At 59.3% G+C, this 12,889-nt stretch carries 13 protein-coding genes; 4 read left to right on the forward strand and 9 right to left on the reverse strand.

From position 1 onward, the window contains the following. Window positions 1-46: 46 nt before the first annotated feature. Entirely contained in the window at window positions 47-712 is a 666-nt protein-coding gene (locus tag ATU_RS20410) for a transglutaminase-like cysteine peptidase (protein WP_006315519.1), read from the forward strand. Window positions 713-786: 74 nt separating this feature from the next. Here ATU_RS20410 and ATU_RS20415 read toward each other — a convergent pair whose 3' ends face one another. From ATU_RS20415 to ATU_RS20440, 6 genes are all read right to left on the reverse strand, one after another. Next, window positions 787-1,872, reverse strand: a complete 1,086-nt coding sequence (locus ATU_RS20415) for an ABC transporter ATP-binding protein (protein WP_010973774.1) — start codon at window positions 1,870-1,872, stop codon at window positions 787-789. Then, on the reverse strand, window positions 1,869-2,696 hold the full coding sequence (locus ATU_RS20420; protein ID WP_010973775.1) for a carbohydrate ABC transporter permease: 828 nt from the start codon (window positions 2,694-2,696) through the stop codon (window positions 1,869-1,871). Before ATU_RS20420 ends, ATU_RS20415 begins: the two co-directional genes overlap by 4 nt. After that, window positions 2,693-3,595: a carbohydrate ABC transporter permease gene (locus ATU_RS20425; protein ID WP_006315522.1), complete on the reverse strand. Its 903-nt coding sequence runs from the start codon at window positions 3,593-3,595 to the stop codon at window positions 2,693-2,695. Before ATU_RS20425 ends, ATU_RS20420 begins: the two co-directional genes overlap by 4 nt. 113 nt (window positions 3,596-3,708) lie before the next feature. Beyond that, window positions 3,709-4,941 (reverse strand): ABC transporter substrate-binding protein, encoded by a 1,233-nt coding sequence (locus ATU_RS20430; protein WP_010973776.1) that lies wholly within the window; start codon window positions 4,939-4,941, stop codon window positions 3,709-3,711. 63 nt (window positions 4,942-5,004) lie between these two features. After that, window positions 5,005-5,907: a sugar phosphate isomerase/epimerase family protein gene (locus ATU_RS20435; RefSeq protein WP_010973777.1), complete on the reverse strand. Its 903-nt coding sequence runs from the start codon at window positions 5,905-5,907 to the stop codon at window positions 5,005-5,007. A 12-nt stretch (window positions 5,908-5,919) separates the two neighbouring features. Beyond that, window positions 5,920-6,954, reverse strand: coding sequence for a Gfo/Idh/MocA family protein (locus ATU_RS20440; protein ID WP_010973778.1), 1,035 nt, complete (start codon window positions 6,952-6,954; stop codon window positions 5,920-5,922). Window positions 6,955-7,092: 138 nt separating this feature from the next. On the opposite strand from ATU_RS20440, the gene ATU_RS20445 reads away from it, so the two are divergent. Continuing rightward, a complete protein-coding gene (locus ATU_RS20445) occupies window positions 7,093-8,157 on the forward strand; it encodes a LacI family DNA-binding transcriptional regulator (RefSeq protein WP_010973779.1) in 1,065 nt (354 codons plus the stop codon). On the opposite strand, the gene ATU_RS20450 is transcribed toward ATU_RS20445, so the two are convergent. Further along, the gene (locus ATU_RS20450; RefSeq protein WP_010973780.1) at window positions 8,147-9,022 is read right to left on the reverse strand and encodes a hypothetical protein; all 876 of its coding nucleotides are present in this window, start codon (window positions 9,020-9,022) and stop codon (window positions 8,147-8,149) included. The genes ATU_RS20445 and ATU_RS20450 overlap by 11 nt on opposite strands. A gap of 175 nt (window positions 9,023-9,197) precedes the next feature. Continuing rightward, the gene (locus ATU_RS20455) at window positions 9,198-9,971 is read right to left on the reverse strand and encodes an SDR family oxidoreductase (protein ID WP_010973781.1); all 774 of its coding nucleotides are present in this window, start codon (window positions 9,969-9,971) and stop codon (window positions 9,198-9,200) included. 136 nt (window positions 9,972-10,107) lie between these two features. Between ATU_RS20455 and ATU_RS20460 the strand changes: the two genes are divergently transcribed. Next, complete coding sequence (locus ATU_RS20460) at window positions 10,108-11,007, forward strand: LysR family transcriptional regulator (protein ID WP_010973782.1); 900 nt, start codon at window positions 10,108-10,110, stop codon at window positions 11,005-11,007. Between the two features lie 70 nt (window positions 11,008-11,077). Here the strand turns inward: ATU_RS20460 and ATU_RS20465 are convergent, their stop codons facing one another. Continuing rightward, complete coding sequence (locus ATU_RS20465) at window positions 11,078-11,473, reverse strand: (R)-mandelonitrile lyase (RefSeq protein ID WP_010973783.1); 396 nt, start codon at window positions 11,471-11,473, stop codon at window positions 11,078-11,080. 298 nt (window positions 11,474-11,771) lie between these two features. Between ATU_RS20465 and ATU_RS20470 the strand changes: the two genes are divergently transcribed. Continuing rightward, window positions 11,772-12,794: a substrate-binding domain-containing protein gene (locus tag ATU_RS20470; protein WP_010973784.1), complete on the forward strand. Its 1,023-nt coding sequence runs from the start codon at window positions 11,772-11,774 to the stop codon at window positions 12,792-12,794. The last annotated feature ends 95 nt before the right edge of the window (window positions 12,795-12,889 follow it).

Consider the following 12,889-nt stretch of genomic DNA (forward strand, 5'->3'; position numbering starts at 1 on the left):
GTGACCTCAAGTCGCCACGGGTAGCTCATGTCGTCAGGAGACGAACATGACCCATCTCATCAAATCGCTGCAAGCATGTTTCATTCTGGCTGTCGTGGGTTTGGCCGCGCCGGCGCAGGCGTCTCCTTCGATGCAGACGGGCAGGATCACCTCACAGCCCGTCGGACATTACGACTTCTGCCAGCGGCATTCGGCTGAGTGCCAGCCGGTGAAGTCCATGCCGCCGGTCAGTCTTACCCCTGATGTCTGGGCTACCCTCGTCTCGGTCAACAATGCCGTCAATACCGAGATCGACCAGCGGACCGACATGGAAGTGTGGGGTTACGAGGATTATTGGGAATATCCCTATAACGGCGCGGGAGACTGCGAGGACCTCGCGCTGGAGAAACGGAAGCGGCTGATGGACGCCGGTCTGCCGGTTTCCGACCTGCTGATCACCGTCGTCCGCGACGAAAAAGGTGATGGCCACGCCATCCTCACGGTCAGAACCGACCGCGGAGATTTCATTCTCGACAATATGAAGCCGAAGATTTTTCGCTGGGACGAAACGCCCTATACCTATCTCAAGCGTCAATCCACCGAGCATGCCGGTCGGTGGGTGGATATTGAAGGCACCGGTTCGCCCGCCATCGCCGCCCGCGAGGTTGGCCGCGCCACCGCCACCTCCGCCACCGCGCGCCGGAATATCGTCGACATCATCATGGGGCGCTGAAGCTTTCGCCTCTCATGAAGGACGCGGAGAGCCCCAAACGGGCTGTCCGTTTCCAATATGCCCCATGTTTCGTTTTACCGGCCTCCGAGACCGGCTCCGGTTTCTTCGTCGAACAAATGCAGGTCGGTCGGGTTGATGTCGAGGCCGACGACTTCGCCGCTCCTGACCTCGCTGCGCCCCTGTATCGCGATGACCACTTCGGTCGTTGTGCCGAGGGTGAGGAAAGTGGCCGAACCAGTGGTTTCCACGGTCGACACAGGTAACGTCAGCGCCGCACCTGTTGCTGTTGCGGGCCGGATATGTTCCGGCCTGATACCAACGATGATGCGCTTGCCGGGCGGCAAGGGAGCCGGAGCCCTGATCGATTGCTGCGGCTCACCTTCGCCGAATTGCAACAGAAGCGAAGCGCCATCCGAGCTGACCATGGCCGGAATGAAATTCATGGCCGGCGAGCCGATGAAACCTGCAACGAAGCGATTGACCGGGCGGTCGTAGAGTTCGAGCGGCGTGCCCTGTTGTTCGATGACGCCATCGCGCATGACGACGACATGATCGGCCATGGTCATTGCCTCGATCTGGTCATGGGTGACGTAGACCGAGGTTGCATGCAGGCGATCATGCAGTGCGCGGATTTCCTTGCGCATATGAACACGCAGCGCCGCATCGAGGTTGGAAAGCGGTTCATCGAACAGAAAGGCCTGCGGATTGCGGATGATCGCCCGGCTCATGGCCACACGCTGCCGCTGGCCGCCGGAGAGTTCGCGCGGATAACGTTTCATCAGCTTGGAAAGTCCGGTCGTCGCGGCAACTTCTTCCGCTGCCTTACGGGCCTCCGCCTTGGCGACGCCACGCATGCGCAGCGAGTAGGTAAGGTTTTCCTCCACCGTCATATGCGGGTAGAGCGCATAGGACTGGAACACCATGGCCACATCGCGCTTGCGCGGCGGCACACCGTTCATCAGCGTGCCGGCAATGCGCATGTCGCCGGCGGATATGCTCTCCAGCCCGGCCAGCGAGCGCAGAAGGGTGGACTTACCGCAGCCGGAAGGACCGACAAGTGCGACGAAGGTGCCCTTCTTGATGGAAAGGTCGATATTTTTCAGAGCATGGAAGGCGCCGTAATATTTGTTGACGCCGGAAAGTTCGATCTGAAATGTCATTTGAGCGCTCCTGATGTCAGGCCGGAAACGATGCGGCGCTGCAAGAGAATGAAGAGGGCAAGAATGGGCGTCACATACATGGTCGCATAGGCCATGATATTGTTCCATTCGCTGGTATTGGGGCCCATGAAGGAGTTGAGGCCGACGCTGGCGGGCTGCAGTTCCGCCGCCTGGATCATCGATTTCGAATAAACGAATTCACCGAAGGCTTGCATGAAGATGAGAATGGCGCTGACGAGAATGCCGTTTCTGGCAAGCGGCAGCACGATGTGGAAGAAGGCGCCCACCCGCGAATTGCCGTCCACCAGCGCCGCCTCTTCCAGTTCCTGCGGCACGGCCATGAAGGTGGCGCGCACCAGCACCACAAAGAAAGGCATGCTTTTGGCCGCGATGGCGAGGATGACCGACAGGCGCGGATAATCCAGAAGCCCGAATTGCGAGAAACCGACGAAGATCGGCGTGATCATCAGCGATGCCGGCAGGACCTGCAGCATGAGGATGAGGAACAGGCCGATATCCACCCAGACATTGCGATAGCGGGCCAAAACATAGGCGCAGCCAACACCGAGAATGGTGATCAGCAGCACCGCGCTGGAGGCGATCAGCACCGAATTCCACAGGTAACGCCCCATGTTGCGGCTTTCCCAGACGTAGGCATAGGTCTGCCATTGCGGGTCGCCGGGCCAGAAGGCGGGCGGACTGGCGAACATTTCCGAACCGCTTTTAAGCGAGGTCAGGTACATCCAGTACAGCGGAAAGAGATAGATGATCGCGAGAATGATGGCGATGGCCAGCATCAGCTGGTTGCGGTTGGTGATGCTCATCCGCGCACCTCATGCCGTGTCGAGCGCACATAGACGATGGAAGCCAGCATGACGAAAACGATCATGATGACCGATATCGTCGCGCCCTTGGCGAAATCATATTGCCGGAAGGAAAGATCCCAGGCCCAATATTGCGCCACGTTGGAGCTGTTGTTCGGCCCGCCATCGGTAATGGCGGCGAAAAGGTCGAACTGTTGGAGCGTGAAGATAAGGCCCAGCGACACGATCGCACCGATGGTGGACCGCATCATCGGCAGAGTGATGGTGTAGAAACGCTGCCAGGCGCTGGCGCCGTCCAGTTCTGCCGCCTCGTAGAGATCGCCGGGAATGGAAGCGAGGCCCACCGAAAGCAGGATCATGTTGAAGGAAGTGCCGAGCCAGATATTGGCAATGACGACGGCCCAGAGCGAAAAATTCGCATCCGAACGCCAGAAGATATTGCCTGAGATCAGGCCGCTTTCCCGCAGGAAGAAATTCAGGACGCCGAAATCGCCCGACAGGATCCAGTTCCAGATGGCGCCGACAACGAGGCCGGGCATGACCCAGGATACGAGGAACAGGCCGCGCAGCCAGGTGGCCCCGGGAAAATTCACCCAGAAGAACAGCGCCAGGCCGAAGCCGATGGCGAATTGCCCGGCAATGGAGGCGACGACGAAGGTGACGGTGTTCATCAGGATCGGCAGGGTTTCAGGCTGCCGGAACAGATCGACATAATTCTTGAAGCCGACGAATGGGCGCACGAAGGTGCCCAGGCTGAACATGTCGACTTCCTGAAAACTCATGACGATGTTGTAGATGAGCGGCAGCCCCGCCATCACGAACAGGAAGCCCAAAGGCAAGGCGACAAGGACGATGTCGAACCCGCGACCGTCGTTGACGCTGGAAAACAGTTTTTTCATGAAACATCCTCACAAGCTCCGATCGGGGCCGCCGTCGCTTATCACGACAGGCAGCCCCACCGGGAGGAACCCGTGGATGGGGCCGGATGAACCCGGCCGCCTACCCAAATGGATCAGCCGTCGACCAGCTTTATCTTTTCCGCGGCCTGATCAAGTGCCGCCTTCGGCGTCATCTGACCCGACAGAGCGCCCTGGATTGCGTCCTGGATGGCCTTGGAAATCTTCGGCCATTCGGGTGAGGGGCCGCGCGGCTGGGCGTATTTCAACTGCTCGACGAAGGTCTTCAGCGCTTCGTCCTTCAACGCATTTCCGGTGGGCGGAACCGGAATATCGGAACGCGCCGGCAATTGGCCGAAGTTCTTGAACATGTCCTTGTCCTTTGAGGCGAAGAACTCGATCGCCTTGAAGGCTTCGGCTGGATGTTTGGTCTTGGAGAAGATCGCCCAGTTATAGTCGCCCATGGCCGAAGACCGCGGCGCGTCCGGTGTCGGGACCGGCAGCAGCGTCACACCCCAATCGAACTTGGCGTCTTTGAGCATGCGGTCGATTTCCCAGGGGCCGGAGATCGCCATGGCCGCGTTGCCGGCGTTGAAGGTGGCGGTGGAGTCCCACTGGCTGCGCGTCAGCGTGTCCGGGGAAGCCAACTTCTCGTCAAGCAGGGTCTTCCATGTCTCAAGCGCCTTCACCGCGCCATCGGTATTGATGTTCTTGTAGGTGGCGCCCGCCATCTGCGCCCAGGGCAGGAACTGGAAGGTGCCTTCCTCGTTGGCCTTGGCGCTGAAGCTGATGCCGTAGACATTCTTGGCGGGGTTGGTGAGCTTGCGGGCCGCATCCACCAGCTCGTCCCAGGTCTGCGGCGGTTTTGCCGCATCGAGACCGGCCGCCTTGAACAGGTCCTTGTTGTAATAAAGCGCAATCGTGTTCGTCGCTTTCGGAACGCCGAAATATTTGCCGTCCCACGTCACCGATTTCAGCGGACCCGGAAAGTAGTTTTCCGTCTTGATGACATCCGACTTCGCAATCATGTCCGTCACGTCGAGAAAGGCGCCGCGTGAGGCGAACATCGCGTGGTTGGGGTTGTCGATGGCGATGATGTCAGGCGCATTGCCAGTCGAATAGGCGCGCATGGATTCGCTCACCACATCATCGAATTGCAATTGCCGATATTCGATCTTGATGCCGTTATTGAGTGCGTTGAACTCTTTAATAAGGTTCGGCGCCGGCTGGATATCACGATCCAGCGACCAGAGGGTCAACGTCACATCTTCCGCATGCGCTGCCATCGCACCGGCGGATACGCTCGCCAGAACAAGCGCACCGGTCATCATAAATTTCGCGATACCCATAATCTCCTCCTCTTTGGTTATCGTCGCTGCATTGTCTGGAAACCTTCTCCCGAAAGGCTTCCGTTATGTCGGGTCGACGACGAAATCGCCACCGCGGCATTTTTTCAGATAGTTCAGACCATGCACCTGGCCCGTCATTTCCAGCGCGTCGCGGTAGACGGGGTCATGCCAGCCTTCGATGTCGATCGAGCCGGACCAGCCGGCGAGGCGCAGTTCGGAAATAATGTCCGTCCAGTTGCTGTCGCCGAAGCCCGGCGTGCGCATGAAGACGAATTTCTCCTTGCCGAAAATGCCGTGCTCGCGAATGACATCCCAGCGAATGGTCGCATCCTTGCCGTGCACATGGAAAATCTTGTCCGCCCATTTGCGGATCTGCGGCAGCGGATCGATGAGATAGACCATCTGGTGGCAGGGTTCCCATTCGATGCCGATATTGTCATCCGGCGTTTCGTTGAACATCAGTTCCCAGGCGTCGGGATTGTGCGCGATGTTCCAGTCGCCGGTCTGCCAGTTGCCGTCCATGGCGCAGTTTTCAAAGGCGATCTTCACGCCCTTGTCGGCGGCGCGTTTGGCAAGCTCGCTCCAGATTTCCTTGTATCTGGGCAGGCTTTCTGGCAGCGGTTTGCCGCGCAGCCGGCCGGTGAACCCCGCAACGCAGGTCGCGCCGAAATGATGGGCATTGTCGATGCAGTCTTTCCAGCCCTGCAATGTCTCAAGGTCGATTTCGGTTTCCTCAAGCGGATTGCCGAACATGCCGAGTGTGCCGATGGTGATGTCGCGGTCGCCGATAGCCTCAAGGCAGCGCTTGCCCAGATCGGCAAGGTCCTGACCGTTGGTCGTCTGCCAGAAGAACGGCTCGAAGCTTTCGAAGCCGAGATCGGCGATCTGCCCGATGCGTTCGGCCGCCTGGCCCTTGCTGGCGCTGACCATGGTGCCGATGCGGATGGATGTTGCCGGATTGCTCACGTCTTTCAGTCCTTATGCTGCAATTGAAACACGCTGGCCGAGGCGGGCGCTTTCGATCGCGCCGATCACCATGGCAAGGCTGTTGATGTTGTCGAAGGAGGCCGTTTCCGGCATCTCACCCGTGCGGATGGAGTCGAGGAACGATAGAATGACGCTGGCATGGCCGCGCGTGTCCTTTTCGGAAACGACATCGGAAACGTTTACGGTCTTAAATCCGCGTAAAAGTCCCTTGTCGTCACCGGCCACGGAGGCGGAGAAATTGTCTTCGCCGTCCCACAGGATCATTCCCTTCGAGCCGATCAGCCGCCAGCGCGCTTCCCAGCTGGTCCGCTCGCCCTCGGCGCACCATGAACCGCGATAGGTGAAGACGACATCATTGGAGAACTCGAAAATGGCGTTGGCGCTCGCCCCGTGGGCATACCAGGAGCCGGCCGGGTTCTTCTCAACGCAAAAAACGGAAAGGGGCTTTTCATTGGCAACGAAACGGGCGGCATCGAAGGTGTGGATCGCCATGTCGAGAAGCAGGACGTTCTTCATCTCCTCACGAAAGCCGCCGAAATGCGGGCCGAGGAAGAAATCGCAGTGGATGGCCGTCAGGTCGCCAATGACGCCGTCTTCCAGTGCGCGGCGCAGCCGCCGGATACCGGCAATAAACCGCCGGTTTTGCACCACGGCATGAATTTTGCCGGCTTTTTTTGCCAGCTCCACCAGCGTGGCGGCTTCTTCCATCGAGGCGGCCAGCGGCTTTTCGCTCAGCACGTGGCACCCGGCATCGAGACCGGCTTCAACCACGGCGAAGCGTGCCTGCGGGATGACGATGTCAAAAAGGATGTCGGCTTTCGTTTCAGCAAGAACCGCGCGAAGATCTGTGCCGATGACCGCGTCGGTGAGGGCGAATTCTTCGGCAAGCGCGCGGGCCGTGTTCTCGTTCAGATCCACCAGACCGGCGATCCTGATCGCGCCGGAAATCTCCGGCGTGGATTGAATGGCGCGCAACCAGCCTTTGGCCATGGCTCCGCATCCGCATAAAACGGCATTAAATGTCATCTCATCTCCCCGGGCTCCTGGCAAACTCCTCTTTGCGCAGAGCGTCGTAAACGTTTACGAGACTATGACGATGGTGTTAGATATGTCAAGACCGTTAAGGGACGCGTTGATTGCGCGTCAGGCCTGGGAGGGGAATGCATGAAAGGAATCCGGCAGCTTGCCGATTATCTTCAGATATCTATTGGCACCGTTTCCCGTGCCCTGAACGGCAAGCCCGATGTGAACGAAGAGACGCGTCGCCGTGTTCTCGAAGCGGCGGAAAAGCTCGGTTACGTCGCTAACCAGTCCGGCCGCAGTCTCCGGCAGGGAACCACCAATGTCATCGGCCTTATGACCGGCAGCGACGCGCAGACCGTTGAAAACTCCGACAACTTCTTCTTAGGCGTGACGGATGGCCTGCAAAGCGTGTTTTCCGGACATAATCTCGACCTCATCGTTCTGCCCTGCCCGGGGGAAGAAGATCCGGATGAATATTTAAAGCGTATGGTGGCGCGGCGCATGGTGGATGCAATGATCATTTCCGCCACCCGGCGCACCGACAAACGCGTGGATTTCCTCAAGCAGAACCGTTTGCCTTTCGTGGCGCTCGGCCGGACAGCCTCCAGCGATGATCACGCCTGGATCGACCTCGATTTCGAGGGGGTGGCGAAAAATGCCGTCGACCGCCTTGTTGCTGCCGGTCATCGTTCGATCGCTGTGGCTGCGCCCGACAGCGATATCAATCTCGGTTATGTTTTTCTGGAGGGATACAGGCGCGCGCTGGAGGATAATGGCATCCCTTACGATTCTTCCCTGGTCGTCCGCGCGAAATCGAGCGAGCAGGGCGGTTATCACGCCGCCAGCGAATGGCTGCAGATGCGGCCCCGGCCAACGGCGATTGTGCTGATCTATGAGCTGATGGCGGTCGGTCTTTATCGCCGTCTTGCGGAAGCTGGCCTGAAACCGGGGCAAGATCTCGCCGTTATCGGCTTCCGCGATGGTCCACGCGGCCAGTTTCTCGAGCCGCGCCTCACCAGTTTCCGCACGTCCCTGCATGATCTCGGCGTGACGGTGGCCCAGACCTTATTGTCCACCATGCCGGCCTATGCGCCCTTTTATCCCGATCAGGCTCGTCATCGTGTCTGGCCCATGCTTCTGGTGCCAGGCGAGAGTGACCCCGCGCCTGCTGCACAGGCAGCTGCGCCCGGGGGCGTCAAAGCTTGACGTCGTTAATGCTGACGACGCCGAAAGGGTTGAATTTATATTCGTCTTCCTCATAGCGCGTATCATCGGCAAGGGCGGCGCGACGATCCTTCACGGCCGCTTCGACGCCGTCACGCGCCATTTGATCGGCGATATCGTCTATCAGCGCCGCGATCTTTAGCTGTTCTGTGTTCGTGGACGGCTGATCGCCGTTTTTGGTAAAGTGCACCTGCACATCTGGCAATCCAATCAGGTGAAACCCGACACTCATCATCCCGTCGGCATCACCGCCTATGGGGCGGCGTGCGAAAGCCAGACGGCAGGTTCTGGCAAGCGCCATTCCGTCATCGGCAGCAGCTTCGCTGCGCGATTGCTCGAACAGCTGCTTCCAGCGCCTTGCCCCATGGGCAATGCCGGCACTTTCTCCCTTCACGGCGATGGCGCCGTTATCGAGCATATGCTGCACGAATCTAAGCGCATTTTCGGATGTCTTCACGGCTGTTTCGGCGTCCATGGACGGGCCAAGTACGTAAAGAACCGAGCCGTGCCCGGCGACAGCCTCCTCATCGGCCAACTGGTGGGCCTCGGGGTCGACACGGTCCCAGCAGACATTGAAGGAACGGTTCATCCGGTCGTCCGGCTCATCCTGCGAATAATCGTCGTCGAGGCTGAAATCGGGCGCAAAATCATCGATCGCGGCGCGGGCGCTCTTCCGGAGAGCCTCAAGCCCATTTTCAGGGCCGAGAAAACAGAGGATATGTCGCGGCTTGTAACTGGAGCGGGAGGCGGCAACGGCTGCCGGCTTGCTCGACGCTGCGCTGAGAGACGGCCTTGCCAGCACAAGACCGCCCAGAAGTGCGAGAACGCCACGACGCCCTGAATTCATCCGATATCTCCCGGGTTTCCAATAACAGGATGGCAGGGTTTTATACCGGTAGCGGCAGTTCAGGCCATATGGCCCTCGCACTTTTTGGCATGACGGTTTCAAAATTTGCCTCAGGCCGGGCAGGGGGAAATGGCACCGAGTTACCCGCCCGCCTCGGCCCGTCACCCGGAGGGGACTATTTCGTGGTGTAACCGCCATTGACGAGAATGGTCTGGCCGGTCATCCACCAGCCGTCCGTTACGAGAAAGCGAATATAGGGAACAATGTCCTCGATATCGGTAAGACCGGTTTTCGAGAAGGCGGAAAGTGCAGCCGCGGTCTTGTGATAGCCCTGCGCCTCCGGCGTTTCCTGACCGTAGAAGAACGGCGTATCCATCGGTCCGGGACCAATCGCCGTCACGGAGATGCCGCGTTCGCCGAATTCCTTGGCCGCAGCGCGGGTAAAATGCTCCACCGGGGCCTTGGTGCCGGCATAGCTGGCGTAAAACGGTGTGAAAGCGCCCAGGAGAGACGTCACGAGCGTGCAGATCTTGCCATTGTCACTGACGTGGCGGCCGGCCTGTTGCAGGAAAAAGAAGGCCGACTTGGCGTTGACGGCGGTCATTTCGTCATATTCGGCTTCCGATGTTTCGAGGATCGGCTTTTTCAACACCTTGCCGACGGTATTGATAGCGATATCCGGGCGGCCAATGGCGGCGACGGCATCGGCAAATAGCTTTTCGACGGCGCCTGCCGTGGTGAGATCGGCCTGAAGGGCGATTGCCTCAGCGCCTGCGGCCTTTACGGCGGCAACGGTTGCATCGGCATCGGCCCTGCTTGCCGCGCTGTTGTAATGGATCGCGATGGCGCCCGCACCCTGGGCAGCAAAATCGCGGGCAATCAACCCGCCGAGATTTTTTGCTCCGCCGGCGATGATGACGGTTTTGCCCTTGAGGGAATGATCTGTCATGGGTCGGCCTCCTTTGCCGGTTATCGGCCACGCGGTGACCGCTTTCATTCCAGCAGGATATCGTCTAGCATTTCGTGATAAAGGCGATCATTCTGACAGGACTTGTCAGAAAATCCGCACAATAGGGTGTTTTCGGTTGGACCGTATCGACCTGTTCCGTATCTTCACGCGCGTGGTTGACTGTGCGAGCTTCACCCGGGCCGCCGATACGCTTGGCATTCCACGCTCTTCGGTTTCTGCGGCGGTGCAGGAACTGGAAGGGCGCGTTGGTGCGCGCCTGCTCAACCGCACCACACGTAAGGTCTCGCCGACCGAGGATGGTTCGGCATTTTACGAGCGCTGCCAACGGCTGATCGCCGATGTCGAAGACACGGAAAACCTGTTCCGGCAGACGGCGGCGCAGCCTTCCGGCCGGCTGCGCATCGATGTGCCGGGCCGGATCGGCCGGCTGGTCATTGCACCGGCGCTGCCGCAATTTCTCGACCTTTATCCGCAGATCGACATCAGCCTTGGCGTTACCGACCGCGCTGTCGATCTGGTGGAGGACAATATCGATTGTGTGCTGCGCGTCGGTCCGCTTAGCGATTCCGGCCTCATTGCGCGGCCGATTGGCAAGCTGCGGCTGATCAATGTCGCAAGTCCTGCCTATCTCGCGCAGTATGGAGCGCCGAAAACGCCCCACGATCTCTCCCGCCACTGGGCGGTCAACTACGCGTCGCCTTCCAGCGGGCGCGTGGAAAACTGGGAATGGATCGAAAACGACGCCCTGCATTCGGTTCCCATGCGCAGCCGCGTCACCGTCAACAATGCCGAGGCCTATATCGCCTGTTGTCTTGCCGGTCTCGGCTTGATCCAGATACCCGCTTACGATGTCAGGCTGCATCTTGAGAGCGGCGAACTCATCGAGGTCATGCCGGGCCATCGGGCCGAGCCGATGCCGATGACCTTGCTTTATTCCCATCGCCAGCATCTGTCGCGGCGATTGCAAGTCTTCGCGGAATGGCTGGAGGCCTTGCTGCGGCGGCAGCTTCTGTAAAGTGGACGCGTGGATTGTTCGACAACCCTGCCACTGTCCCGTTGCTGCCTGTTATTCGCCCGCTGCTGCGTCAGCTGCCATACTGGTCATCCGTCACATGTTCCATCCAGTCCACCACCTTGCCGTCTTTCACCTCCTGAAGCGCAATATGGGTCATGGCGATGTTGGGTGCGGCGCCGTGCCAGTGTCTTTCGCCCGGTGCGAACCAGACGATATCGCCGGGGCGAATCTCCTCCACCGGGCCGCCCTCACGCTGTGCGCGGCCAAGGCCGGATACCACGATCAGGGTCTGGCCGAGGGGATGGGTGTGCCAGGCGGTGCGGGCGCCGGGTTCAAAGGTGACCTGGGCACCCTGCACCCGCTCGGCATCGAAGGGGTTGAAGAGCGGATCGATCCGGACCGTACCGGTGAACCAGCCGTCCGGGCCTTTGGCCGATGCCCGTGTTCCCGCGCGCAATATTTCCATGGTCATTCTCCTGACGAGTCTCAAGCGGTGATTTGATGCGGGAATTTCCCTCTTGTCCACAGGGGAGAGTGAAAAGCCGATCAAGCGGCAGGTGCGTGTGCGTCGTTATATCCCGTTTTCGAAGGGATTATGTTTGCTGTTTCATTGGCATTTTCCACAGCTGCCGCTCGGCATTTCATTCCCTCATACGTATCCCGATAAAAATCATTCTCGGGATTGACTCGAATATGAAACCGGTTACATTTGTCGATGTAAACGGTTTCATCGTTGAGAACCGTGCTTGGAGGAGCAAACTTTCATGTTTAGAAATTTGATGGCTGCCGCCGCGATGGTGCTGGCGGCCGGCACGTCCGTGCACGCGCAGGAGCAGAGCTTCAAGATCGGTCTTTCCAATTCCTTCGTCGGCAGCGAATGGCGCACGCAGATGATCGAAGAAGCCCAGGCCGCCGCGAAAGCGTGGGGCGAAAAGGGCGTCAAGGTTGAAGTCGTCGTCCAGAGCGGCAATGTCGATGTGCAGGGGCAGATCGGTCATATCCGCAATTTCATGAACCAGGGCGTTGATGCGATCCTCATCAATCCCGGCAGCCCGACCGCTTTCGATCCGATCTTCGCACAGGCCAAGGCACGCAACATCCTCGTCATCGCCACCGACGCCGAAGTGTCGTCGAAGGATGCACTTTACGTCGGCATCGATCAGAAGGCATGGGCGGCCCAATCCGCACAATGGCTTGCGGATGCGCTGAAGGGCAAGGGAAGCGTGGTCGCCATCAACGGCATCGCCGGCAACCCGGCAAATGAAGCCCGCGTCGCCGGTTATCGCGAAGTGTTCAAGAAATATCCTGACATCAAGGTGCTGAACGAAGCCAATGCAAGCTGGGATCAGGCGCAGGGCCAGCAGGCCATGCAGAACCTGCTTGCCACCTATCCCGACATCAGTGGTGTGTGGGTGCAGGACGGCATGGCAGATGGTGCATGGCGCGCCATCGAGGCAGCCGGCAAGACCAAGGACATTGCCGCAACGGGTGAAATCCGTAAGGACTTCATGACCCGCTGGGAAAAGGAAAAGTTCAATTCCGGCGCTTCGGTCAATCCTCCGGGCGTCATGGCCAGCGCGCTCAACGTTGCGGTCTTGAAGCTGCAGGGCAAGGAATTCAAGGACGGTATCTTCGGCGGCACCTATGGTAACGCCGTCTATATTCCGATCCCCTTCGTCAGCAGCGATAACCTTGCCGACAATATCAAGGCTGCCGATGGTAAGCCCGGCTACTGGTCCGTCACGGCAACCGTGACGCCGGAGCAGGCTGGCGAGTTCTTCAAGTAAGATTTCTCCCGGGCCGGCGACAGACGTCGGCCCGAACCGGAATTTCGAGTGCGGAGCAGGCCTTGGCCGTCCGCCTGTGACAAGCATTATTCGGG

Origin of the sequence: Agrobacterium fabrum str. C58 (genome assembly GCF_000092025.1) — a bacterium.
Lineage (GTDB): Bacteria > Pseudomonadota > Alphaproteobacteria > Rhizobiales > Rhizobiaceae > Agrobacterium > Agrobacterium fabrum.

Bases quoted from the DNA above. Each gene is read 5' to 3' on its own strand.
- ATU_RS20420 (WP_010973775.1), bottom strand. From the start codon at position 2,696: ATGAGCATCACCAACCGCAACCAGCTGATGCTGGCCATCGCCATCATT.
- ATU_RS20455 (WP_010973781.1), bottom strand. From the start codon at position 9,971: ATGACAGATCATTCCCTCAAGGGCAAAACCGTCATCATCGCCGGCGGA.
- ATU_RS20445 (WP_010973779.1), top strand. From the start codon at position 7,093: ATGAAAGGAATCCGGCAGCTTGCCGATTATCTTCAGATATCTATTGGC.
- ATU_RS20465 (WP_010973783.1), bottom strand. From the start codon at position 11,473: ATGGAAATATTGCGCGCGGGAACACGGGCATCGGCCAAAGGCCCGGAC.
- ATU_RS20440 (WP_010973778.1), bottom strand. From the start codon at position 6,954: ATGACATTTAATGCCGTTTTATGCGGATGCGGAGCCATGGCCAAAGGC.
- ATU_RS20410 (WP_006315519.1), top strand. From the start codon at position 47: ATGACCCATCTCATCAAATCGCTGCAAGCATGTTTCATTCTGGCTGTC.
- ATU_RS20425 (WP_006315522.1), bottom strand. From the start codon at position 3,595: ATGAAAAAACTGTTTTCCAGCGTCAACGACGGTCGCGGGTTCGACATC.
- ATU_RS20430 (WP_010973776.1), bottom strand. From the start codon at position 4,941: ATGGGTATCGCGAAATTTATGATGACCGGTGCGCTTGTTCTGGCGAGC.
- ATU_RS20450 (WP_010973780.1), bottom strand. From the start codon at position 9,022: ATGAATTCAGGGCGTCGTGGCGTTCTCGCACTTCTGGGCGGTCTTGTG.
- ATU_RS20470 (WP_010973784.1), top strand. From the start codon at position 11,772: ATGTTTAGAAATTTGATGGCTGCCGCCGCGATGGTGCTGGCGGCCGGC.
- ATU_RS20415 (WP_010973774.1), bottom strand. From the start codon at position 1,872: ATGACATTTCAGATCGAACTTTCCGGCGTCAACAAATATTACGGCGCC.